The 23,474-nt window shown below is 60.0% G+C and carries 20 protein-coding genes and 1 tRNA gene; 6 read left to right on the forward strand and 15 right to left on the reverse strand.

What is annotated here, in order from left to right; all coding sequences use genetic code 11:
* Positions 1–195 precede the first annotated feature (195 nt).
* From ACI2I1_RS05640 to ACI2I1_RS05650, 3 genes are read left to right on the forward strand one after another with little or no spacing between them, the layout of a single operon-like run.
* The gene (locus ACI2I1_RS05640; RefSeq protein WP_404678262.1) at positions 196–1,194 is read left to right on the forward strand and encodes an efflux RND transporter periplasmic adaptor subunit; all 999 of its coding nucleotides are present in this window, start codon (positions 196–198) and stop codon (positions 1,192–1,194) included.
* Positions 1,184–4,309 carry an efflux RND transporter permease subunit gene (locus ACI2I1_RS05645; protein WP_404678263.1) on the forward strand — a complete coding sequence of 1,042 codons (3,126 nt, stop codon included), beginning with the start codon at positions 1,184–1,186 and terminating at the stop codon, positions 4,307–4,309. The genes ACI2I1_RS05640 and ACI2I1_RS05645 overlap by 11 nt, the downstream gene beginning before the upstream one ends.
* Complete coding sequence (locus ACI2I1_RS05650) at positions 4,306–5,649, forward strand: efflux transporter outer membrane subunit (protein ID WP_404678264.1); 1,344 nt, start codon at positions 4,306–4,308, stop codon at positions 5,647–5,649. Before ACI2I1_RS05645 ends, ACI2I1_RS05650 begins: the two co-directional genes overlap by 4 nt.
* Before the next feature lie 215 nt (positions 5,650–5,864).
* Here the strand turns inward: ACI2I1_RS05650 and ACI2I1_RS05655 are convergent.
* Positions 5,865–5,941 (reverse strand) — tRNA-Arg (locus ACI2I1_RS05655).
* Positions 5,942–6,001: 60 nt separating this feature from the next.
* On the opposite strand from ACI2I1_RS05655, the gene ACI2I1_RS05660 reads away from it, so the two are divergent.
* Positions 6,002–6,727, forward strand: a complete 726-nt coding sequence (locus ACI2I1_RS05660; RefSeq protein ID WP_404678265.1) for a queuosine precursor transporter — start codon at positions 6,002–6,004, stop codon at positions 6,725–6,727.
* A 17-nt stretch (positions 6,728–6,744) separates the two neighbouring features.
* On the opposite strand, the gene virB11 is transcribed toward ACI2I1_RS05660, so the two are convergent.
* The 9 genes from virB11 to ACI2I1_RS05705 all read right to left on the reverse strand — a co-directional run bounded on the left by virB11 (position 6,745) and on the right by ACI2I1_RS05705 (position 15,037).
* The gene (virB11, locus tag ACI2I1_RS05665) at positions 6,745–7,782 is read right to left on the reverse strand and encodes a P-type DNA transfer ATPase VirB11 (protein ID WP_221542255.1); all 1,038 of its coding nucleotides are present in this window, start codon (positions 7,780–7,782) and stop codon (positions 6,745–6,747) included.
* Between the two features lie 7 nt (positions 7,783–7,789).
* Complete coding sequence (locus tag ACI2I1_RS05670) at positions 7,790–8,914, reverse strand: TrbI/VirB10 family protein (RefSeq protein ID WP_404678266.1); 1,125 nt, start codon at positions 8,912–8,914, stop codon at positions 7,790–7,792.
* 2 nt (positions 8,915–8,916) lie between these two features.
* A complete protein-coding gene (locus ACI2I1_RS05675) occupies positions 8,917–9,681 on the reverse strand; it encodes a TrbG/VirB9 family P-type conjugative transfer protein (protein WP_221542257.1) in 765 nt (254 codons plus the stop codon).
* Positions 9,678–10,850: a type IV secretion system protein gene (locus tag ACI2I1_RS05680; protein ID WP_404678267.1), complete on the reverse strand. Its 1,173-nt coding sequence runs from the start codon at positions 10,848–10,850 to the stop codon at positions 9,678–9,680. Before ACI2I1_RS05680 ends, ACI2I1_RS05675 begins: the two co-directional genes overlap by 4 nt.
* A complete protein-coding gene (locus tag ACI2I1_RS05685) occupies positions 10,847–13,279 on the reverse strand; it encodes a VirB4 family type IV secretion/conjugal transfer ATPase (protein ID WP_404678268.1) in 2,433 nt (810 codons plus the stop codon). The genes ACI2I1_RS05680 and ACI2I1_RS05685 overlap by 4 nt, the downstream gene beginning before the upstream one ends.
* Positions 13,269–13,553: a type IV secretion system protein VirB3 gene (locus tag ACI2I1_RS05690; protein WP_221542260.1), complete on the reverse strand. Its 285-nt coding sequence runs from the start codon at positions 13,551–13,553 to the stop codon at positions 13,269–13,271. Before ACI2I1_RS05690 ends, ACI2I1_RS05685 begins: the two co-directional genes overlap by 11 nt.
* A gap of 1 nt (position 13,554) precedes the next feature.
* Positions 13,555–13,860 (reverse strand): TrbC/VirB2 family protein, encoded by a 306-nt coding sequence (locus ACI2I1_RS05695; RefSeq protein ID WP_221542261.1) that lies wholly within the window; start codon positions 13,858–13,860, stop codon positions 13,555–13,557.
* A gap of 4 nt (positions 13,861–13,864) precedes the next feature.
* Positions 13,865–14,497 carry a lytic transglycosylase domain-containing protein gene (locus ACI2I1_RS05700; protein WP_404678269.1) on the reverse strand — a complete coding sequence of 211 codons (633 nt, stop codon included), beginning with the start codon at positions 14,495–14,497 and terminating at the stop codon, positions 13,865–13,867.
* A gap of 156 nt (positions 14,498–14,653) precedes the next feature.
* Complete coding sequence (locus ACI2I1_RS05705; protein WP_404678270.1) at positions 14,654–15,037, reverse strand: hypothetical protein; 384 nt, start codon at positions 15,035–15,037, stop codon at positions 14,654–14,656.
* A 240-nt stretch (positions 15,038–15,277) separates the two neighbouring features.
* Between ACI2I1_RS05705 and ACI2I1_RS05710 the strand changes: the two genes are divergently transcribed.
* The gene (locus tag ACI2I1_RS05710; RefSeq protein WP_404678271.1) at positions 15,278–16,855 is read left to right on the forward strand and encodes a hypothetical protein; all 1,578 of its coding nucleotides are present in this window, start codon (positions 15,278–15,280) and stop codon (positions 16,853–16,855) included.
* A 91-nt stretch (positions 16,856–16,946) separates the two neighbouring features.
* Positions 16,947–19,694, forward strand: a complete 2,748-nt coding sequence (locus ACI2I1_RS05715; RefSeq protein ID WP_404678272.1) for a TonB-dependent receptor domain-containing protein — start codon at positions 16,947–16,949, stop codon at positions 19,692–19,694.
* A 172-nt stretch (positions 19,695–19,866) separates the two neighbouring features.
* On the opposite strand, the gene ACI2I1_RS05720 is transcribed toward ACI2I1_RS05715, so the two are convergent.
* From ACI2I1_RS05720 to ACI2I1_RS05740, 5 genes are all read right to left on the reverse strand, one after another.
* Positions 19,867–20,532 carry a response regulator transcription factor gene (locus ACI2I1_RS05720; protein ID WP_221542370.1) on the reverse strand — a complete coding sequence of 222 codons (666 nt, stop codon included), beginning with the start codon at positions 20,530–20,532 and terminating at the stop codon, positions 19,867–19,869.
* Positions 20,533–20,629: 97 nt separating this feature from the next.
* Entirely contained in the window at positions 20,630–21,025 is a 396-nt protein-coding gene (locus ACI2I1_RS05725) for an aldo/keto reductase (protein WP_404678273.1), read from the reverse strand.
* Positions 20,973–21,710, reverse strand: a complete 738-nt coding sequence (locus ACI2I1_RS05730; RefSeq protein ID WP_404678274.1) for an aldo/keto reductase — start codon at positions 21,708–21,710, stop codon at positions 20,973–20,975. The genes ACI2I1_RS05725 and ACI2I1_RS05730 overlap by 53 nt, the downstream gene beginning before the upstream one ends.
* Complete coding sequence (locus ACI2I1_RS05735; RefSeq protein WP_404678275.1) at positions 21,667–22,644, reverse strand: NAD(P)H-dependent flavin oxidoreductase; 978 nt, start codon at positions 22,642–22,644, stop codon at positions 21,667–21,669. Before ACI2I1_RS05735 ends, ACI2I1_RS05730 begins: the two co-directional genes overlap by 44 nt.
* Before the next feature lie 56 nt (positions 22,645–22,700).
* Entirely contained in the window at positions 22,701–23,291 is a 591-nt protein-coding gene (locus tag ACI2I1_RS05740) for a flavin reductase family protein (protein WP_404678276.1), read from the reverse strand.
* Positions 23,292–23,474: the final 183 nt, after the last annotated feature.

The raw sequence follows: 23,474 nt of genomic DNA on the forward strand, positions 1-23,474 counted from the left end.
GACAGCTCCAAAGATTACCGATCAGCCGACTAATCGGCCTGGGCTGCTTTGTCGCTGCTTCCCCCTGACGATATTATTCGTTAGGCCTTCCAAGTGGCCCGATCGATCTTCCGATTTTCTTTAGTTGCTCTATCCCTCCTCATCACAGCTTGTGGGGAAGCCGAACCTGAACCTGAACGTGAAGCCGTTCCGGTTGTGGCCGAGGAAATTCGCGTTCTTCCCGAAGAAGTGGAGGTCGAGGCGATCGGTTCGGCTCGCGCTGCGACTTCTGCAGAAATCTATGCCGAAACAGATGGTCGCGTTACAAACGTGCTGTTTAATGCGGGCGATTTCGTCAGGAAGGGGCAAGCGCTCATTCGCCTCGATGCCCGGCAGGAGCGGCTCGCGGTGGAAGCTGCACAGGTCGACGTGCGCGAGGCCGACCAGCTACTCGGCCGCTACCGACGGATCGAGGATACAGGAGCAATTTCCGAAAGCCAGATCGAGGCAGGCGAAACCGCACTCGCATCTGCGCGCGTTGCATTGGAACAGGCGCGAACCGCATTGTCGGACCGGGTGGTTCGCGCGCCTTTCAGCGGTCATGTGGGCCTGACGGAGATCGACGCCGGCGACCGGGTGAACGATACGACGCCGATCACACAGATCGATCAGCGAAGCACCCTCTACGTCGACTTTCCAGCGCCCGAAGCGGTCTTCAATTCGCTCCGGCCTGGACAGGTGGTTCAGGTGACACCCTATTCAGAACCCTCTCGTACCATCGATGCTCGGGTGGTGACGACCGATAGCCGCGTATCTCAGGACAGCCGCGATTTCATCGTGCGCACCGCGATCCGCAATGAGGACGACCGGTTGCGGCCTGGCATGAGCTTCCGGGTGCTCTTCAGCCGTGCCGGGGAGGCGCGCCCCGTCGTGCCCGAACAGGCGATCGTCTGGGGCGGAGAAGGCTCCCACCTATTCGTGATCCGCGAAGGCAAAGCGGTCCGCATCCCTGTCACTATTACCTCCCGCCGCGACGGAAGTGTGTTTGTCGACGGAGCGCTTCGCCGCACCGACCGCGTGATTGTCGAAGGCGTCCAGAAGGTCCGCGATGGGCAGGATATCCGCATCGTGCGCGGCGGCGGCGCGAGCGAACAGCAAGTCCGCATTCGCGAGCAGCAAGGGGCGGCCTCTCCACCCGCAGCCGATGAAGAATAAGTTCGACCTGCCTATGCTGGCGGTCAAGCGGCCGCTGCTGATCGGCGTGCTCAATCTGCTCATCGTCATTGCGGGGATCGCGGCTCTGCTTGGCGCGGAAGTGCGCGAACTTCCCAATGTCGACCGCCCGATCGTGTCGGTCACTGCGAGCCTGCCCGGCGCCGCTCCCGAAACCATGGATTCCGAAGTGACCAGTCTGCTGGAAGACGCGGTCGCGCGCGTTTCCGGGGTGCGCCAGATCAGCTCGTCCAGCGAAGAGAACAATTCGCGCATCCGGGTCGAGTTCAACCCCGGCATCGATCTCGACACGGCCGCGTCCGATGTGCGCGAGGCTGTCAGCCGAGTGAACCGCGATCTCCCCGAACGGGTGGAGCAGGTGACGGTGGTCAAGGCCGATCAGGATGCGCAGCCGATCATGACGCTGGCGGTCCAATCGACAAAATACGATCAGGCAGAGCTCACGCGCGTCGTCGAGAACGATATTGTGCCCGAATTGCTGGCCGCCGAAGGGGTGGCTAGCATCGAACAGTTCGGCACCCGTGCCCGCCAGATGCGCGTGTCGGTCGACCCGGCGCGGCTCAACCGCTTCGGCCTGACGCTGACCGACGTCGCCGATGCGCTGCAGAACGCGCCTTACGACGTCCCGGTCGGCTCGTTCCGTTCGGACGCGCAGGAACTGGTGGTGCGCGCCGAAGCGAGCGCTACGAGCCCCGCTCTGATCGAAAACGTAGTCATTTCCGGCACTACGCGCGTGGGTGACGTGGCGCAGGCGGATTTCGCGCCCGCCAACGCCACCAACTTCGTGCGCCTCGATGGGCGGCCTATCGTGGGGCTTGGTGTCGTGCGGCAAGCGAGTTCTAACACGATCGAGATCTCGGATAGCATCCGGCAAGGCGTGGACCGACTGAACGAGCGCTTTTCCGACCTTTCTATCGACGTCGTATCCGACGATGCCGAGTTCATCCGCATCTCCGTTCGCGAGGTGCTCATCACGCTCGGCTTCACCATACTTGTCGTGATCGGCACAATGCTGATGTTTTTCCGCGCCTGGCGGCCGACCGTGGTGCCGAGCGCAACCATTCCCGTCGCGCTTGTGGGCGTGGTCGCCGGCATCTGGCTGATGGGTTTCTCAATCAATTTGCTGACCCTGCTCGCCCTCGTACTGGCGACAGGCCTCATCGTGGACGATGCCATAGTCGTGCTCGAAAATGCGCAGCGCTTGCAGAACAAGGGGCTGGGGCGACGCGCGGCAGCCGTACTGGGCACCCGGCAGGTGTTCTTCGCTGTTGTCGCAACAACAGCGGTGCTGGTGTCGGTGTTCGTGCCGATCAGTTTCCTTCCGTCGGAAGCAGGAAGGTTGTTTCGCGAATTCGGCTTCGTCCTCGCCGTCGCAGTCATCATCTCGAGCTTCGTGGCGCTTTCGCTCGTACCCGCGCTCGCTGCAAAGTTCGATCTGACGAGCGCGAAGGAGGATGAGGACGAAGCAAAGCGCGGGCGCCTGTCGCGCTGGGGCCATAAGGCGAACGCATGGTACGAAAGCGCTCTGCGGCGCTGCCTCGACCGGCCCAAACTGGTCGGTATCGTGTCCGTCGTCGTCGCGGTCGCGGCGGCCCTGCTATATTCGCAGCTCGATAATGAGCTGGTGCCCGACGAGGATCGCGGCGTCATCACTGTCGATGCGACCGGGCCTGACGGGGTTGGCATCGATTTCATGGATGGTGAGCTCGACGAGGTGGAGAGGGTGCTTCAGCCCTATCTCGACAGTGGCGAGATCGAGAGCACATTCTCGATCGTCGGCCGCTATGATCCCAACCGCGTGCGCGTGACCGCACAGCTGGCCAACTGGGATAACCGCGACCGGAGCCAGGCCGAGATCGTGGACGAACTGAACGAGCCGCTTCAGGAAATACCAGGCTCGCGCACCAATGCTCGCGGGCGCGGGACGTTGAGCTTCGGCGGTGGCGGAAACGGTATCGAAGTCGCACTGACCGGAGCGGAGTACGATACGATCTACGATTCCGCGCAAGCGCTCGCGACTGCGATCGATACCCGGTCCGATATTCTTTCGAATGCCGAAATCTCCTACCAGCCGACGCAGCCGCAATTGTCCGTGCAAATTGATCGGCAACGCGCTGCCGATCTTGGCGTCGACCTGGACGATCTTTCGCAGACTTTACGCGCGATGGTTGGCGGAGACGATCTCGTGGACCTCAACGTTGGCGATCAGGCGGTGCCGATCTTCCTGACTGCGCAGGCGGTGACGGTGACCAACCCCTCGGACCTGCGCAATCTTTATGTGCGCGGCACTGTAGGCGGCGAGGACACGCTGGTCCCCCTCTCCAGCGTCGCGCAGATCGAAGAGCAGGGAATCGCTGCCGAACTCGACCGGACCGAACAGCGGCGCGCGATCGAGGTCAGCGCCAATATCGAAGCGGGTACGCCGTTGCGCGATGCGGTGGAAGAGATCGAACGCCTTTCACAGGAAGCGGTAGGTCCAGGCATCGACATGCTGCTCCAGGGCGAGGCCGAAAGTCTTGAAGAGACGTCGAATGACCTGCTGCTGACCTATGCCTTTGCGCTGGTGATCGTCTTTCTCGTCCTAGTCGCGCAGTTCGAAAGTTTGACGAGCGCGCTCGTCGTATTGCTGACCGTGCCTTTCGCTCTCGCGGCGGCGATCTTCTCGCTGTACCTGTCAGGCGTCTCGCTTAACATCTATTCTCAGATCGGCCTTGTCATGCTGATCGGTCTAATGGCGAAGAACGGGATCCTTATTGTCGAATTCGCCGACCAGCTACGCCAGCAGGGGCGCAGCGTGCGCGAAGCGGTCGAAGAAGCGGCCGCCATTCGCCTGCGCCCGATCGCGATGACACTTATCTCGACCGTGCTGGGTGCGCTGCCGCTCATCCTGGCGAGCGGGGCAGGTTCGGAAGCGCGCCAGTCGATCGGCTGGGTCATTTTCGGCGGTCTTGGCATTGCCGGCGTGTTCACCCTGTTCCTGACCCCGGTCATCTATCTCGGCATCGCGCGCTTCGGCGAACCGCGCGATGTCGATCTGGAGCGCTTGCATCGCGAGATCGAGGACGTGGACGAAGACATGACAATGGCCCCGGCATGAGACGCCAATTGGCAGTCACCGGCGCGGCGATCTTGCTGGCGGGATGCGCTGGCACCGAACCCGAAGTAATGATTCCGCTTGTCGAGACACCGCCACTCTATGCGACGAACCTTCCGCCATCCGGTATCGAGCGGGATTGGTGGCTAGGCTACGAGGACCCGGTACTCGATACGATTATCCGGCAAGGGCTCGCTGCCAATCTCGATATTGACGCGGCCTCTGATCGGCTCGGTTCCGCTGCCGCGCTCCTGCGGGCCGAACGGTCCGATTTGGTCCCGTCGGTGGACGGCACCACAGAAGCCGGGGTGTCACTGTCGAGCGACAGCGAGATTACCACAACGGCAGGCCTCTTTGGACTGTTCAATCCCGACATCAACGGGAGGCTGGCAGCTGAAGTGCGCGCAGCGGCGGCGGATTATGCCGAAGCCGAATATCTGCTCGCGGATCAGAGGCGCATCGTGGCCGCGGCGATCGCCAGCCAATATATCGAATATCGCCGCACCGGTGCTCAGCTCGAATTGCTGGAGCAATCCACCGATTTACAGGAACAGACGCTCCGGATCGTCACACTGCGTTTCGAAGCCGGTCTTGCCGCCAATCTGGACGTAAGGCGCGCAGCGGCGGACCTTGCGCAGACCCGGGCGCGGCGCGGCCTCATCGAAATAGCTCGTAACGAGGCGCAAAATGCTCTCGCAGTCCTGTTGGCCGAGCCGCCCGGCGCTTTTTCCGTTCCCGATACCGGTGAAGCGGACATACCCGATTACCGACTGGGGCCACCCGCGGGTGTTCCAGCAGACCTGTTACGGCGGCGAACCGACATTCTCGCAGCGGAGGCGCGGCTGGCACAAGCGGCGGCCACTATCGGGATCGAACGGGCGGACCTGCGACCTTCGCTGACCATCCCAGGCACACTCGGCATCGGCGACGGGACGTTTGACGGACTGTTCGGCGATTTCCTGATCGGTATCGGCGCAGCGCTCGATTTGCCGCTGTTCGACGGAGGCCGGCGCAGGGCGGAAGTAGCTGCCGCCGAATTCGAAGCACAAGCTAGGCTCGCGGAATACAACGCTATCTTCCTGAACGCGCTGGGCGAAGTCGAAAATGCGTTGGTTGCGATAGAAGCGTACCGCCAGCGCAGCGACGCCCTGTCGGTGGCGATCGAAGAAAGCGAAACCGCGCTTTCACAGTCAAACGCTCTCTATCGCGAGGGGCTAGCGTCGCTTTTTGATGTATTGGACGCACAGCGCCAATTGATTGCAAGCCGGCAGTCGCTCATCGACAGCGAAGCTGCATTGGCCGAAGCCTACACGGCTTTCCACGTGGGGGTCGGTTCCGACTGATTTGCGTCGCAGACACTGGTAACCAGCTTTGATTGCGCCAATGGAAAAAGTCGGATTTCGGCGAAGGCAATTGAACGAGAAGATTTAGCTCACAAAGCCAGTAGTAGACCTGTGCGGTACGGCTTTGAAAATTTCTACGCTTTTCGATGAACTGATCACTTCAACATTGTGATTACATCACGATGGGGTTTCTCAATCACAACGCTTTACGAAAGTGGCGCGCCCGGCAGGACTCGAACCTGCTGCCTCAAGATTAGAAGTCTCGCGCTCTATCCAGATGAGCTACGGGCGCGCTGCGCTGTTCCCATAACGTGGGTTTTCCGATGCGCCAATCGGCGATATCCGCTTAGCTATGGAAAATCGCGCCATCACCGCCGGGCAGGAGCAGCTGTCGTTCCGATATTACGACCTCGTCATGGTGGCATTCGTCACCATCCTGCTGCTTTCCAATCTGATCGGCGCATCAAAGCCAAGCTACATCACCCTGCCGGTCGTCGGGCAATGGTCCTTCGGTGCCGGGGTGCTCTTCTTTCCCGTCAGCTACATCATTGGCGACGTGCTGACCGAGGTCTATGGTTATGCCCGTGCAAGGCGCGTCATCTGGACAGGGTTTGCAGCCCTGCTGTTCATGGCGTTCATGGCCTGGGTCGTGGTCTCGCTTCCGGCTGCAGAAGGCTGGCCAGGTCAGGAAGCCTATGAATTCGTGTTCGGGAACAGCTGGCGCATCGTGCTGGCCTCGATGGTCGCGTTCTGGGCCGGCGAGTTTGCCAACAGCTTCGTCCTGGCCAAGATGAAAGTCTGGACAGCGGGCCGTCATCTCTGGATGCGGACGATCGGCTCGACAATCGTCGGCCAAGGCCTCGACAGCCTGATCTTCTATCCTCTGGCTTTCTGGGGGCTTGCAGGGTGGCCGGTGGACCTTCTCTGGCAGGTCATTCTATCGCAATGGCTCATCAAGACGCTGTGGGAAGCGCTGCTGACGCCCGTAACCTATCTCGTCGTGGGCAAGCTCAAGCGGGCAGAGCGCGTCGAGATTTTCGACGAGCACACCAATTTCTCTCCTTTCGCGTCACGCTGATCGACAGCGCACCGCTCTCAGAAGCCTTGGGCGAGCAACTCCGCGCTTTCCGCGATGTGGGCGATGCCTCGTTTTCCGTTCGCATCGCGGCTCAACTGCACCACGACATCGATCACGCTGGCGGCATAGGCAATGGTGTCCGAGCGGGTGAGTCCGATACCGGTCTGCATCACCATCAGCGAAAGCTGTTCGAGCGCGCCGCGCAGCGAATTGGCGTGAATCGTCGAAAAGCTGCCCGGATGGCCCGTGTTGATCGCGCGCAGGAAGCTGACGCTTTCCGCGCCGCGCAATTCACCCAGCACGATCCGGTCGGGCCTGAGGCGCAGGGCGGCCTGCAGCAATTCATTGGCCGTAACCTTCGCTTCGCCCAGCTCACCTTTGACGGCGACGAGCCCTACCCCGTTCTCGCCCGGCAGCTTGAGTTCGGGCGTGTCCTCGACAAGCACAACCCGTTCCTGTCGCGGAATTTCACCGAGCATGGCGTTGAGGAAAGTGGTCTTCCCGGTGCTGGTGCCCCCCGATACGAGAATGGTGCGACGCTGCCTGACGGCTTCGCGCAGAAAGGCGATGGGCTGTGCCTGCGGGTCGGGCATCTCGCCGCGACTATGGGGGGTTAGTGGCCCGGTGTCATAGGCATCGAGCGGTAGATCCAGCTGGCGGTGCCGACGAATTGCCATGGCCCAATGCTTGCGCGCAGCGGGCGGCCCGCAGAACTGGACGCGGGCACCGTCGGGCAAGGTCGCACCCAGAAGCGGGTGTTCGCGATTGATACCTTGATGGCTAACCCGGGCGACCTGTTCGGCCAGCCGCTGGATCAGGCGGTCATCGATATCGGGCCGGGAGATTTTCTGCATCCCACCAGCCGCGGCATCTTCCACCCACACTTCACCCGGGCGGTTGACCAGTATTTCGGTGACGGTGTCGCGCTCAAGCCATTCGGCGAAGGGCTTGAGATAGGCGTCGAGATAGACGCTGCGTTCGCCATGCAGGTCCACATTCGGCGCGTCTTCGTCCGGGAAATCGTCCGGATGAAATGGATGGATATCGGCGCCCATGGGCAGATCAGCTGACCCGGCTGAAGTCGAGATCGCGTGCGGTAAAGATGCGGATCGGTTCACCCTGGCGCACGCGCACGGTAGGCCCGCGTTTCCCGTCCTGCTCGGCAGCCGAAGCCGCGGCCGAAGAGCTTGCACCGCCCAGCACCACGCCCCCTGCCCCGCCCGTCGCCAGCGAGCCCAGCCCGCCGACAACCGACAGCAGCATTGCCGACCCGAAGCGTTTAAAGAAGCCGCCTCCGGTGACCTTGCCTTCTAGACCGGTGGTACCATCGAAGCCGATGGCCGGCGAAGCGAGGTTCACCGAGGCACCATCGGGGCGGATCAGACGCGTCCAGATCACGTAAGCACGCTTCTGGCCGTTCTGCATTCCGGACTGGTATTGGCCGATCAGGCGGCTCGAGCGCGGGACAAGCGTTTTCGTGCCATCGAAGCTACGAACATCTTGACTGACGACCGCCCGGACATAGCCCGGGACATTGGTGTCGATGGCCGTTTCGAGAATGGCCGGAATGAGCGTGCCTTGCGTCACCGTGGTGGACGGATTGCTCATGGCCTTGGCCTGCGCCGGGGCGCCGCCCACGCCGCCCACGCGGCTTGCAAAATCGTTCGCCGACCCGGCAGGTGCCGCTGTTGCGGTGCCGGCAGCGGCTTCGGCAGCCTCCATCGGTCCTGCCGCCGCGCTGCTGGAACCGGCATCGAATACCACGGTCGGGCTATTATAAGGATTGCCCATTGGCTGGGCCTGTGCCTGAGGCGGCGCCGCATAGACGGGCGATGGCGCCGGATCGCGCATGGCTGTCTGCTGCGCCGCGGTCGGCGGATCGACCTTGACCGGCTGCGGCGCAGCAACCTGCGCCGGAGCAGGAATCACGGCCTGCTGCTGACCGCCGACGCCCTCCTGATCCGGCAGGCGAGCGGAACTCATGCTCCAGAGCGTGATCGCCCCCAGCCCGGCAACGATCGCAATTCCTGCCACCATGCCCATGGCATCGCTCTTGCCGCCGGGCCGTGCCACCGCGGGGAATGCATTGCGCTGCGCAAGATCGATGATTTCGGCATCGCTGTCATCGCGAGGATCGATATCGTTAGCGACTGTCGTCGATTGCGGGATGCGATTGGCAAGACGCATGATCAGTTACCCCTCTGGGCGAGATTGCTGCTGGTGGTCGTGGAGGCGGAAGCGCGTTCGGGCCCGGCGTTGATTAGCAAGGCGCTGTCCTCGCCGGATCGCAGGACGATGGTGCGCGGCACGCCTTCGATCACTATGGTATCACCGCGCACAGTGTAATTGACGGGACCTTCGTCACCCTTGGAATTGGTTACGAGTATGGCAGGCACCTCGCGTCCCGCCGGCCAGGTAAGGAAAGTCGCTTCGCCATCGTCGAAAGCGCGCTCGGGCAAGAGCGCAGGCGCGCCGTCCCCATTCCACGCGAAATTCAGATCCGCAGGATCGACGGATGAAAATGGGTCGATAGGGGTTTCAGGTTCTGCCGCCTGCGCCAGTTCGGCCTTTCGTGCCTCTTCTTCAGGGTCGACCGGATAATCGAAGCGCAGCACATAGATCGGCTTCGTATTTGGACTGGCCACCAGATCAAAGAGATAGGTGCGCTTGCTGGTGACTACCGTCAGATTGGTAGCGGCACGCGCTTCGAGTGGCTTCACGAAGAGAATATTGGCCCGCTTGTTGGGAGTGACCTGCCAGGTTTGCGAATTGCCGATCGCGACATTCTCGATCGTCTCGTCGTCGCCGAAGACGATGCTGGCCTGCACATTGACCCGGCCGGGCAATGTAAAAACCTGCATCTCATCATACATGACCTGCTTCAACCGCGTGTCGGCAAGGGCCGGCGTCGCGAGCAGCGAAAGGGAGAGCGCGGCAAGCGCTACGCGTTTCATGAGCTTTTCTCCGTAGAACCGAGACTGCGGGGAGCTGCCGCTTTGAAGCGACTGCCGATTCCCATCGTTCGGCTTGGGCTGGTACCGGCAGCGCTCTCCTGAGCGCGACCCGGGGCCGTGGCATAAATCTTGGTCGTGCGCGCCGCTTCACTGGCGCCGCGGTCGTTCGCCGCTGCTCCCGTCGTCACCGCCGATACGTCGATGCGGCGGGCATGATCGCTCGCCTGTGTGGCGGCCTGGGCCTGAACGAGAGGTTGGTAGGCAGCGGCGGGCACGGGACCAGCAGCGGGTGACGCGGCCTCGCCTTTTTCGCCCGATGGAACAAGCCCGAAAACAGTCCAGCCCGAAACCATCGCCGCAGCGACTTTGAACACCATGATCATCAGCGCGACATGGACTGCCCCGATCATGAAGAATGCCATACCTGCTTGTGCGGGGACTGTACCCGGATTGGCGGTCAGGGCACCAAGAACTGGCACGGACAGCTCCAGCATGATCGAGCCGCCGAGAACGGCGAAGAGCGGCGCGAGAGCGCACATCACAACGCCCTTCAGCCAGCCGGTAAAGAGCCCGCGCGTGCCGTTGAACAGCGCGAGGACAACGAATATTGGCCCTAGCGCGACAAGAATACCGAGCGCGATCTTCGTGGTAACCAGCAGGCCAACGGTACCGAGCATGAACAGCATCGCTCCCAGCCACATCATGCCTTGCGGGGAAAAAGCGGAAAAGTCGCTCTGGCTGCCGCTGGCTTCCTGGATCGCCATGAAAACCACGTCGATCTTCTGCGCGAAAACATCGGTTGCCGATCCCTGAGTTCCGGTCAGAATTCCAGCCAAATAGTCAGGTGTTCCGATCGCCAGGTTCCAGACCACGCTCTGGTAGGCGACCCAGCTCGTCGCAAAAGTCAGGACCAGACCCAAGGTCATCATTCGCGGGACCAGGGCCCGCACCCCGATATTCGTGCGACCGGTCAGAAGGAGGAAACCGAAGATGGCGATATAGAGCGTAAGGACGATCGTCAGCGTAGTCCCCAAGGCGCCCCCCGGGGCGAAAAGCTTGCCGAAGGCCTGAGCGCTCGCTTCACCCGCTACACAATCAACGCCGCGCAGAGCTGCTGCGACGCCGTTACCGACCTCCTGGGCCGCTTGCTGGCATCCCTGACTGGTCATTCGGCAGCCTGACCGATCTGAATGTCTTCACCACGCGCATCGTCGGGTCCACCCGGCCACGCCGTGCCGGTGAGCGCAGGATACCAGTCGGCCGGAGCGTCTCCCATTGCATGCCGCAGCAGGTCGAGGCGGCGGACCGAGCTCTCCCGGCCCGAAAGCAAGGTGAGTACTTCCGGAGCGCCGGAAAGGTCGAGCCTTACGACCACGCTTGCATCGGGCTGCCGCACCAGGAAGCACCGGCTATGTGCAGGCAATGTCCGGATCAGCGCGAGTTCATGGCTGGTCAGGCCGAACCCGTCGCAGTAATCTTCGGGTCTCGCCCGGCTGTTCGGCATGAAAACCATGGTGGCAGTCTGTTCGACCAATGCGGTGGAAATACGGCTTTCCAGCGCATCGCGCGCGCTTTGCGTGGCAAATCCGACCAGCGCGTTGCGCTTGCGCAGCGTCTTCAGCCAGTCGCGGATACGGGCGGCGAAGATTTCATCGTCGAGCGCTTTCCACCCCTCGTCGATAAGGATCATGGTCGGCTTGCCGTCCAGACGCTCCTCGATCCGGTGGAAAAGATACATCATGGTCGGCGTGCGCAGCTTGGGATTCTCGAGCAGCGCCGTCATGTCGAAGCCGAGAACGCGTGCGGTCAGATCGAGCCGGTCCTCCGCATTGTCGAAAAGCCAGGCGTTCTCCCCCTCGCCGATCCATGCGGCAAGGCGGTCCGCCAAGTCTCCCGGTTGCGGCCGGCGCGTGCCCGAAAGCAATTCCCTGAAATGGCGCAGGCGGCGCAGCGACGCATCATTGGCATAGGCTGCATCGACTGCTGCGGCGATGGTGGCATGTTCTTCCGGACCGTCGGCCTTCAGCAGGACAGACAGCCAGTCGCGCAGGAACGCCTTGTTGCCGGGCGTGTCCGGCAGCGCCATGGGATTGAAGCCCGTGGGTTCCCCCGCGCGAATACTGTCGTACCGGCCGCCGATGCCCCGCACGAACAGCTCCGCCCCGCGGTCCTTGTCAAACAGGATCGTCCGCGGACTGAACTTCTGGGCCTGAGCCGCCAGAAAGTTCATCACTACCGTCTTACCCGACCCGCTCGGCCCGATGACCGAGAAGTTGCCGAGGTCCCCATGATGGAAGGTGAAGAAAAATGGGGTGGCGCTGGTGGTCTCGAGCAGCGTCACCGCCTCGCCCCAATGATTGCCTTGAGCCTGCCCCAGTGCGAACCCGTGCAGTGAACCGAAACTCGCCATATTTGCCGACGAGATCAGCGCCCGCCGCACGAGATAGCCCTCGTTGCCCGGGAACTGCCCCCAGAAAGCGGGTTCGAGATTGGTATCTTCGCGCACTGCGATCGCCCCGGTATCGGCGATGGCGGCAGCGCAGGCAGCGGTCGCATCGTCCAATCTGCCGAGGCTGCTTTCCTTTACCATCACGGTGAGGTGATGATCGCCGAAGCCGACCGCACCGTTACCGAGCGCATCACGTGCCGCCATCATGTCGGATCGCTCCGCGGCGGCTTCTTCGTCGGCACTCTTCAGGCGGCGAATTGCCAAATCCATCCGCTCGCGCGCAGTCTGGCGTTCTGCTGGCGCATAGCTTTCGGACACGACCATTTCGAAAGGTAGGCGCAACAGCCCGTCGAGCAATCCCGGGCTCGTGGCCTCCGGATAATCCTTCAATCCCAGGATCGCGCCGAAATCGGCCGAGCCGGAACCGCGCATTTCGATTGCATCGAGACCGAAGCTCACGCGCCGGTAAGGTAGCATCATGCCTAGGTCGACGGTTTCGGAAGGCCTGCGCACGGGCCGCATTTCCCCATTGTACAGCGCCGAGAGCAATTCCAGCATCTCGGAATTCACGTTGCCTTGCGGTCCGACATAGTCGCCCAAGACTGTCGCACCGTAAGCGGTCAGCGAAGCGACAAGGCCCTGCGAGGCCGCACGCAAACTCCTGAGGTCCTTGGGATCGGCTTCCAAGCGGTCCTTACGACCTTTCGTCTTCTTCGAAATCCGTTCCACCAGTCCCGCCTTTCCGCGTGCCGGACGTCGGATCAAGGTGATGAATTGGTCGTTGACGAAAAGCTGACCGGACCCAAGCCGCTCTTTCCATCGCGCATCGATATGGCGACTGATAGGATCAGGAAATTCGGCATCCAGTTCCACCGAAACGCGGCGACGAATGACGTGATGATACATGACGAAGCGAGCATCGAGAGTGCTTCGAAGCATGACTTCCCGGGTGGCCGCATGTGCGTTGAGAGCATCGCTATCTTCGGTCTCGAAAAGCAATCCGGGCACTTGGATAGCAGTCATGAGGCTGCCGTCGCGCATCAGGACCGTGCTTTCGTCTACGAGCTGCGAATAGGGCAGCCGATCCCCCGCACGGGCTTCTTTCGAACCCCACGCCGCGGGACCGAGCCACTTGGTCTTACGCGGCATAGGAATTGCACCCCCAGCGCTTGTAATTCTTGACACGCGGACATTTCGATACCTTGGTCATCCACAGGTCAAAGATCCGTGGCTCGCGCAGGCATGCAAAATAACCGATGCCGTGCATTACGAGCGCGGCGAACAGCGCCCAGAAACTGCCGGTGATCAGAAAAATCTCCGTCGTCACCACCCCGTTGATGATGAAGTAGTTGAACGTGACGCCCGCAAACATCTGCGGTCGCGTCAGCGCTCTGTGAACGGGATGGCGAACAAGGGCAGTCATGTCAGGCCGCCACTCCCTGGATGCCCGCGACAATGGAAGCTGCACCGAACAGGATAAACACACCGATGATCACGGTCGCGCCGAAGCGCCAGTTGAGCCTTCCTGTCAGCATCATGAAGCCAACTGCAGCAACTGCCATCACCGCGACTGCGGTTGCGACATTGCCCAGCAATGTGCCCTGCAGCCAGCCAAGGGCATTCACTATTGGCCCGGATCCCGCCGGATCTTGCTGGACGGCCTGAGCCATCGCAGTTGACGGACTGACGAGCGCAACAACTATAGCCAGCTTGGCAAGGTACGATTTCAAACTTCTACTCCCGTGAGTGATCTGCGAGGCGACCCAGAATGGAGGCCACGTAAAGCTGTGTTTCGCGAATGCGCGGAATGCCGTTGGCACGCTCGACACGCCCAGGCCCAGCGTTGTAAGCCGCGAGTGCCTTTTCAAGATCGCCATCAAAGCGATCAAGCTGCTGACGCAGGTATCGGGCTCCTCCCTCAAGGTTGGCGAACGGATCGCTTGGGTCCACTCCCAGTTCGCGTGCAGTTCCCGGCATCAATTGAGCAAGACCCTGCGCCCCTGCCGGAGAGCGGGCATCGTGTCTCCACCGGCTTTCCTGCCAAACCATTGCCTCGATCAGCGATGGGGACAGATCGAACCGCGCGGAGAGTTCGGCGACCTTGACCCGATAAGCGTCAGGTACGCGGGCCGCATGGCGGGACGGATCGCCAACGATATTGTCAGGAACATAGATTTCAGCCGGCACATCAGCGATTGCGGCCGTATCGCGTGACATCGAATTGGGGAAAGCAGCATCGGTCGCGTGCGCTCCAGCGATCCAGCGCGCACCCTCCGAATTTATCTCCATGACATCCGCCTTCACCGGGAAAGCGGTGAGCGCCATGCAAGCAACAAAAGCCAGCAGCGCCCAGTGTGCGCGAATCATTTCGTACACCCTCCGTACGGCCCCAGTGGCTATTCTACATGACAACGGGGTGACAAAAAGCTGAATATACGAAGTATCGTTCTCCAAAAAGAAATTGGCCCGCAACCTCTCAATAGAGCGCGGGCCAAGGCGGAGTAAGCTCTTAGAGCTTGAGAACTAGCGTACGGCCAGTGCCTCCATCGATCCAAATTTTCCCACTTCAAGCATAGCCAATCCGCGGCGCGCCAGAACCCGGGAATCTACCCAGTCCCCGCTCGCTGTTTCCAGTTCATAGCGTTCTGCATTTCTGGCAGCGGCGTCGAACCGCTCCTTTGCCGCCTCATACTCCCCTACCCGGGCCAGAGCCACAGCGAGATTTATCTGCCTCGCAGGATCGGTAGAAGGCAATTCGTCACATTCTTGAATGGCTTCGATGGCCGCGCGGTTTTCACCGACAACCAATTCGCGGTAACCGATGTCGTAATCGGTAGCGGGCGCTGAAACCACCATAACGGGTCCCTCCGCCAAAACGAGAAACGCCGCTGCAGCTACGATGGACATTGTCATTCTCCCAAACTTCTGAGCGCTTTCTATCCACAGCAGCACCTCACCTGCAATAAAAACGTAACATTGTCATATTTCTGCAATGTGCGGAAGTCGCGCCACGCACTTTGCAAAAGTGCAACATAACGGTCACGTAACGACACAAACTGTCACACAGGCGTCCTAGCTGGCGAGTCGCGATCAACGAATTCGCACTTCGAATTTCGACTCATCCGGTTTTTTGAGGGGACCGAACCCGTGAAGACACTCCACCGTTCGCTTATCATCGGCACATCCGCCTTGGCTCTTGCTGGCTGCGGCGCCGACGAAATCGTTTCGCCCGGCACAGGCGGCGACGTGATCATCAATCCCGGCAATGCTGGTGGATCGCCAACCCCGACCCCGACTCCGCCAACCACGGAAAAAGTAACTCCCGCAGCTGGCTGCCCGACGATCAGTGATCCGACGGGTCTTACGGACGACGGCACTATTTCGGGTCCGACAGGCGAATATCGCGTCTGCACCATGCCGGCACGTTTCACTGCTAGTTCGACACTGCCCTACATCAAGGGCCTGCTTTATCGCATGAACGGCCGCGTTGATGTCGGCACAGATGGCGGCCCCGCAGCCGATAACAGCGACGGTGTCGCCGATACGAATGTCGAGCTGACCATCGAACCTGGCGTGATCGTTTATGCATCCGGATCGAGCTTCCTGAACATCAACCGCGGAAACACGATCGAAGCCAACGGCACTGCCGATCGTCCGATCATCTTCACGAGCCGCGACAACGTGCAAGGGCTTAATACCGACAGTTCTTCTGGTCAGTGGGGCGGCGTCGTCCTTTCAGGCCGCGCGCCTGTCACGGATTGCATCGCTTCTGGCGCAACTCCCGGCACCGTGAATTGTCAGCGTCAGGTGGAAGGCGCCGCTCAACCTGCGATCTTCGGCGGCGAAACAGTCGATGACAGTTCGGGCAGCATGTCTTACGTCCAGATCCGTTATTCGGGCTTCGTACTTTCGGGCGATAGCGAACTTCAATCGCTTACGACCGGCGGTACCGGCACCGGCACCGAACTTGATCACATCATGAGCTTCAACAGCTCGGACGATGGAGTCGAATTCTTCGGCGGGTTCGTCAATCTGAAGAACCTGATTGTCGTTGGTGCAGAAGACGACGGTCTCGATACCGACACGGGCGTGAAAGCGAATATGCAGTACGTGCTGGTGGTTCAGCGGCCAGGCGCCGGTGACACGATCATCGAAGCTGACAGCGACAACGCTTTCAACGACAGCACACCCCGTCAGCAAACTCGTATTTCGAACGCGACGTTCGTTCACCAGAACGCTCTCGATCAGGCGATCCGAATTCGTGGCTTTGCCGACTATTCAATCGCCAACTCGGTCCTCGTTTCGAATCAAGGCACGGCCTGCCTCCGCGTCGACGGGCAGGAAGAGCTTTTCCGTGCCGCAAACGGATCGATCGATGAAGCCGGCCCTGTCACCTTCGACAGCTTCGCGCTGGATTGCGATACACCGTTCCGCGATAGTTCGGGTGCAACTGCTGCCGAGATCGAGAGCGTTTTCGACAATGGCGCGAACAACAACTCGAACTTCACCAACACTCTTCAAGCTCTCTTCGTCAACGGCAGCAACGAAAACGGCGTTCCGGTATTCGATGTGACGACCTGGAGCGACTTCTTCGAAAATCCTGCACACATTGGTGCAGTCTACGATGAAAATCGCGACTGGGTGAATGGCTGGACCTGTAATTCCAGCACGATCTCCTTCGATAACAGCGTTACGGCCTGCACGAGCCTGCCCGTCTACGACTGATCTCGATTGCATTCGCCGGGGGCGCGCTATTTCGCGCTCCCGGCATTTCAACATTTCCAAGCTTTTGACCTGATCTGAGGGGGTCGTTCACATGTCATCCGGCAAGCAGCTTTCTGCACTGCTCCTGCTCTCCACCGCCCTGACTTTCCCCGCCGCTGCGCTCGCGCAGAGCACGGGCGCCGAGGGCCCTCCTGCAACCGAGGAAGAGGTTCCCGACGAAGCCCTCGCGCAGGGTGTCGATGCAGCGAACGACAGTGTCTCCGGCGAGATTGCCGATCAGCAGGCGACGCCGGATATTTCCATTCCTGGCGGGACAATCGTCGTAACAGGGCGACGCAACCGGGATATAACCCGCGCTTCGCCTCAGGTCGTGACTGTACTCGATACAGCTACGATTGCCCGGACCGGCGAAGGCGATATTGCCGGTGCGCTAGGTCGCACTACGGGCCTGTCCCAGCAGGGGAACGGGCTGGTCTACGTCCGCGGCTTGGGCGATCGCTATTCGCTGGCACTGCTCAATGGCCTACCGCTTCCTTCACCCCAGCCTCTGTCTCGTGTCGTGCCGCTCGACATCTTTCCGACCAGTGTGGTCGCGTCGAGCCTGGTCCAGAAGACATATTCAGCAAACTTTCCAGGTGAGTTCGGCGGCGGCGTCATCAACCTGACCACGCGCGCAATCCCAACCGAGAGCTTCCTAACTGTGAGCGGCTCGCTGTCAGGCGATACCGAGACGACCTTCAGTCCCGGCTACACATACTACGGTGGCGATTACGATTGGACCGGCTTCGACCAAGGGCGCCGCAGCGTAGAAAATTACGGTGCACTGCAGGGTTTTCTCGATAGCGGCGCACGGATCAATGATGAAGGCGTCGACACTCGCGCGATCCTGCACGACATCAATGATCCCAACCTCTATCTGGTGCAGAAAGTCGGAGATTTGCCAGCCAATTTCTCCGCTGGCCTTACAGCGGGTACGGCATTCGACGTCTTCTCGGACGGCCGGTTTGGGATCATCGCAACCGCTTCACTCAGCAACAAATGGCGCAATCGCTTCATCACCAAGCAAACAGCGGTGAACGAGGAATTGGAACTCGATACCGATTTCCGCGAACTCGCCACGGACAATCGCATGCTCTTCAATGGTATGCTTGGCTTCGGGCTGGAGGTCGGAGAACACAAGTTCCGGTTCACCAATCTCTTCATCCGGGATACTCTTAAACGCACGTCGCTTGAGCAAGGAACCGATTTTCAGGACGGTGACGACGAGCTGATTCAGAATACGGCATGGTTCGAACGGCAACTCCTCAACAGCCAGTTCGTCGGCGAGCTCAAGTTCGGCAAGATGTCGATCGATCTACGAGGCGGATACGCACAGACCCAGCGAGAAGCGCCATTCGAATGGAAATTCGAATATGTGCGGACGAATAACGCGAACGATCCCTTTGGCGATACCTATCTCAACACCCTCGATCCGCAGCGCGGCGGCGCAATCGTAAGCTTCTCCGACCTTACCGAAGACCTTTGGTATGGAGGTATCGATGTGGGCTACGAAGTCACCGACTGGCTGAATGCCACTGTTGGCTACGCTTATACGGACACCGAGCGTTTCTCGACCCGGCGCGAGTTTGATATCCGTGCGTCCTCCGCATTTCCCGATGCCTTCGGAGCCTTGCGTCCCGATAACCTGCTGGGGGACGCACTGATCGACTTCGGATTTGATCGTGAAGCGCAGCTTGCGGGCGGCCTCAGCCCCTATGAATTGAACATTTTCGAAACCACCCAGTCCGATCCGGCATTCGAAGCCGCGCTCCGCATCCACGCAGGGTATGGCAAAATAAACATCCGGCCGCTGGATCGGCTCTCCCTCGATATCGGCGTGCGCTACGAGGACGCCGTACAATCGGTGGATCCGGTCGAAGTTTTTGCCGAACCACTCAATTCAGGTAGCGGAACCCTTCTCAAAAACGACTATTGGCTGCCCGGCGCAACACTGACGTGGGAGTTGACGGATAATTTGCAGTTCCGCGCAAGTGCGTCGAAGACCATCGCACGGCCGCAGTTCCGCGAATTGGTTTACCAGACGTATTTCGATCCTGAGTCCAATCGCCAGTTCAACGGCAACCCGCGCCTCGTGGACAGCCGCCTGACAAATTACGAAGCACGTCTCGAATATTATACCGGCGGCGGTCGTGCCAGCGTGGCGGGGTTCTACAAGGAAATCGAGAATCCGATCGAGATTTTCACAAGCTTTTCGGATAACGACATCATAAGCGGCTTTGCCAATGCACCCAAGGCGGAGCTGTACGGCGGTGAAGCCGAACTGCAGTATAATTTCGATCTCTCGGACATGGGGGGCTGGCTCGCCAGTCAGCAGCTCGTCGCGGTGGCGAACTATACCTACACCCAGTCGAATATCGAAGTCGGTTCCGATGACATAGCGCAGGTGTTCCCTTTCGCGGATCAGCCGGCGAGCAATTTCTTTGATGACGGAGTGCCGCTCACGGGACAATCCGATCATCTTGTGAACTTGCAACTGGGCCTCGACGATCTCGACCGTCTCAGCCAATTCACGTTTCTCCTCAAATATGCGAGCAAGAGAGTAAGCAGCCGCGGCGCCGGCCCTCTCCCAGACATCATCGAAGAGCCTGGCCTGTCACTCGATTTTGTCGTGCGGCAAGGAGTTGAACTGGGTGGCAATGAAATCGAATTGAAATTCGAAGCACGCAATCTGACGGGTCAGGATCACGAAGAGTTCCAGACCAACGGCGAGCGGCGTATCGAAATCAACAGTTACGATGTCGGCCAGAGCTTCTCTATCGGTGCGTCATTAAAATTTTAAGATCCTGCAAGGGTAGACTCGAACGGGGGCCGCTGAGAGGCGGCCCCCTTTTTTCGTCAGGAAGGAATCTAGCAGACACATCATCTCGCGCGCTCACGAGAGCGACCATCCTCACGGTAAGATTATGAGGGGGCTCGCGCCGGGCGCCGCCCGCTTCAGCAGTCCGCAGTCTCTAATGGCTGTCGTAGACATACCCTAGGGAGCGCACAGTACGGATAGGGTCGCCCGCGCCCACCTGTCGAAGCGCACGGCGAAGCCGCCCAATCCAGACATCAACCGTTCTTTCATCGATCGGTGGATCCTGTTTCCCCAGGCCGTCGATCAGTTCGGACCGTCCCAATACGCGGTCCGCGTTTTCTGCGAAAAAGCGCAGGAGTCTGAATTCGTTCGGGCGCAGCGGGATGGGTTTTGTTTTCCATCGAGCCTGCAGCGCAGGCAGATCGATTTCCAATTCGCCAAGGACGAATGGCTGCGCGCTGGCCTGGGCAACTCTTCCCGTCCCTAGCGCGAGCACACGATCGAGAACTGCAGTGCGATCAACAGGGCCCACGACATAATCGTCGGCCCCCGCAGCCAGAGCGCGCCGCTTGTCATCTGCGTCACAGCTTTCGAGAACCATCGTAATATGAGCATCGCTTGTCCGCGGGTCTGCGCGCAACCGGCGGCACATCTCAAGTCCGGACAGTTCTTCGAGAACCCAGTCGACGAATGCGCAAACCGGTCCTTCGATAAGTCGCTGTGGCCCTCGCGAAGTCAAATGATCGAAGACGTACCGTATCTCTCCGTTGTCAAAGGAATCGTACGCACCAGCCTCTTCGGCAGTCATTAGAATATTCATCACGCCACGCACACGTTTCACGTCCCCTAATTCGGGGGCAGAAATGGCGCATTCATGTGACTGGTTTGTGACCGCAGGCAGCCGTTTGTAACTTTGTCTACGAACTGGATTTCAGCGTAACTTGGCCGAAGTCCGGAGCAGTGGAAACCACACCTACCGGCATCTTGGGACGATAAGGTTTCTCCAGCCTGTTCAGTTCATCGTTGCTCAAAGTCACGCTAAGCGCTTCGACAGCGGCATCTATATGACCCGGCTTGGTAGCGCCAATGGTAGGTGCGGTCATCCCTTTCGCGAAATGCCAGGCCAAGGCTATGGTTGCGCGCGAAACCCCGCGCTCATCCGCAATTACTCCCACGGCCTCGATCACCTCACGATCAGCTTCAGTATTTTGGGTGTACAGCGTTTTACCGAAACTATCCGTTTCGCTGCGCACGGTGCTTTCATCCCACGCCCGCGCGAGCCGGCCACGCGCAAGCGGTGACCACGGGATCAAACTTACTCCCTGATCCCCTGCACAAGGGGATCATCTCGCGTTCTTCCTCGCGGTAGAGCAGGTTCACATGGTTCTGCATCGACACGAATGTGGTCCATCCGCGGACGCGCGCCACCTCCTGCGCTTTGGCAAATTGCCATGCTGCCATGGACGATGCGCCAATATAGCGCGCCTTGCCTGCCTTCACGATGTCGTGCAGCGCCTCCATTGTTTCCTCGATCGGCGTGCTTTCGTCCCAGCGATGGATCTGGAACAGGTCGACATACTCCATGTCGAGCCGGGTGAGGCTGTCATCGATGGCCTGCAGCAGGCTCTTGCGTGACAGACCTCCCGCATTGGGCGTGTTGCGCCACGGTAGGTAAGCCTTGGTCGCGACGACGATCTCATCGCGATGAGTGAATTCTGGCAGCAGCTTGCCGATCACCTCCTCGGAAGCACCTTTAGAGTACATGTTAGCTGTGTCGAAGAAGTTGATGCCCGCTTCCACCGCCTCGCGAATGAATGGTCGGCTTTCATCCTCGCTCAAGACCCAGTCGCCGTGCCATCCCTTGCTCGTATCACCATAGCTCATGCATCCGAGGCAAAGCCGCGAGACCTTGAGACCGCTCGGCCCCAAATTGACATACTCCATACCGCGCTTCCTATCCGGCCTGAAAACTTGAAAGTCGCCTGGTGATGATTTCATCAGCTTCCGACATGATGCGGTCGATCAGTTCCTGACAGGTGGGAATGTCATCGATGAGGCCCGCCACCATGCCGCATGACCACGCCCCGGCATCCATTTCGCCCTCGGTCATGATGCGCGGATAAACGCCCGCCACCTGCTCGATGATGTCCTCGAATTTCAGTTCGGCGCCCTTTTCCTCCTCGATCTTGAGCAGCTCCTCCACAGCGCTGTTTGTCATTACCCGCTCGGTGTTGCGAAGCGGCCGCATGACCAAGCGGGTGTCGAGCTCGCTTGCAGCGACGATAGCCTGCTTGACGTTCTCATGAACTGGCGCTTCTTTCGTGGCGATAAAGCGTGTTCCCATGTTCATTCCGTCGGCACCCATAGCCAGAGCCGCGACCAAGCTGCGTCCATCGGCCATGCCGCCACTGGCGACGAAGGGAATTTCCAGCTCGTCCGCTGCTCGCGGAAGGAGTATCATGTTGGGGATGTCGTCCTCACCCGGATGACCGCCGCATTCGAAGCCATCGACCGACACCGCATCGCAGCCGATCGACTGTGCCTTCAGGCTATGTCGAACGCTGGTGCATTTGTGGATGACCTTGACGCCAGCGTCTTTGAAATAAGGCAGCACCTGAGCGGGATTGTTGCCTGCCGTCTCGACGATTTTCACCCCGCCTTCAATGATGGTTCGGACCAGGCCCGGATAATCCGGCGCATTGACAGTCGGCAAAAACGTCAGGTTCACGCCAAACGGCTTATTGGTCATGTCCTTGCAGCGGGCGATCTCGTCAGCCAGTTTCTGAGGAGTGCCTTGAGTAAGGCCGGTTATGATGCCCAGGCCTCCCGCATTGCTCACCGCGGCGGCCATCTCGGCGAAACCGACGTAATGCATGCCACCTTGGATGATCGGATGCTGGATACCGAACATTTCGGTTATGCGGGTCTTCATTTGTGGCTCTCCCAAATTACTGTGGTGAACCGGGTATCTGGCAGCGCAGTTCGAGTCTAGCGGCCCGCAACGTCTTTAAGAGCTTCCAGCAGTTGAGAGCCACGCTCTGTCAGAACGAGATTGCCGTCTTCTTGTTCAGCCAGTCCTTCCCGCTCCAGATCGGCGCCGGATTGCTCGCGCATTATTCGGCCATAGCGCCCGCCGTGATAAATGAGTGGCTCTGCCTCACGGCGGCCGAAATCGATCACCTCGCCCAAGAAAATAGCATGGTCACCGCCTTCGTACTCGAACTGCGCACGGCAGCCGAACCGAGCGGCGCAGCCCTCTATCAGGGGAGCGCCTTCCGGCCCGTTGGAAAGATTGAGCCCGGCGAATTTATCGACCCCGGGAGTCGCAAAGCGATCGGACATGGCCTTCTGGTCGGCCGCAAGGACGTGGACGGCCCAACTAGCTGCATCGCGAAAGACCGGGAGGCTGCTGGATTGCAGTGACAGGCTCCAAAGCACCATCGGCGGATCGAGGCTGACAGAATTGAAGCTATTTGCCGTCAGTCCAACCGGTCTACCATCGGCGTCACGCGCAGTGACAATGGTCACGCCAGTGGCAAACGAACCTAGCGCGCTGCGAAATGATACTGGATCGAACATGCTGCACGCAGCGCTAAACGCCGAGGCGAGCAAGAGCAATCCGCAAGCTCGTCCTTCCTATGATCTCGCGACCAATGAACAAATACATTTGGGCAGTAATGCAACACTCCGGCCGCGATATGTTACGGTCATGTTTCGGACGCGTTGACCGAGTGAACGTTATCAATTAGGTGAACGTTCACA

Origin of the sequence: Qipengyuania sp. NPDC077563 (assembly GCF_044901345.1) — a bacterium.
Taxonomy (GTDB): domain Bacteria; phylum Pseudomonadota; class Alphaproteobacteria; order Sphingomonadales; family Sphingomonadaceae; genus Qipengyuania; species Qipengyuania aestuarii.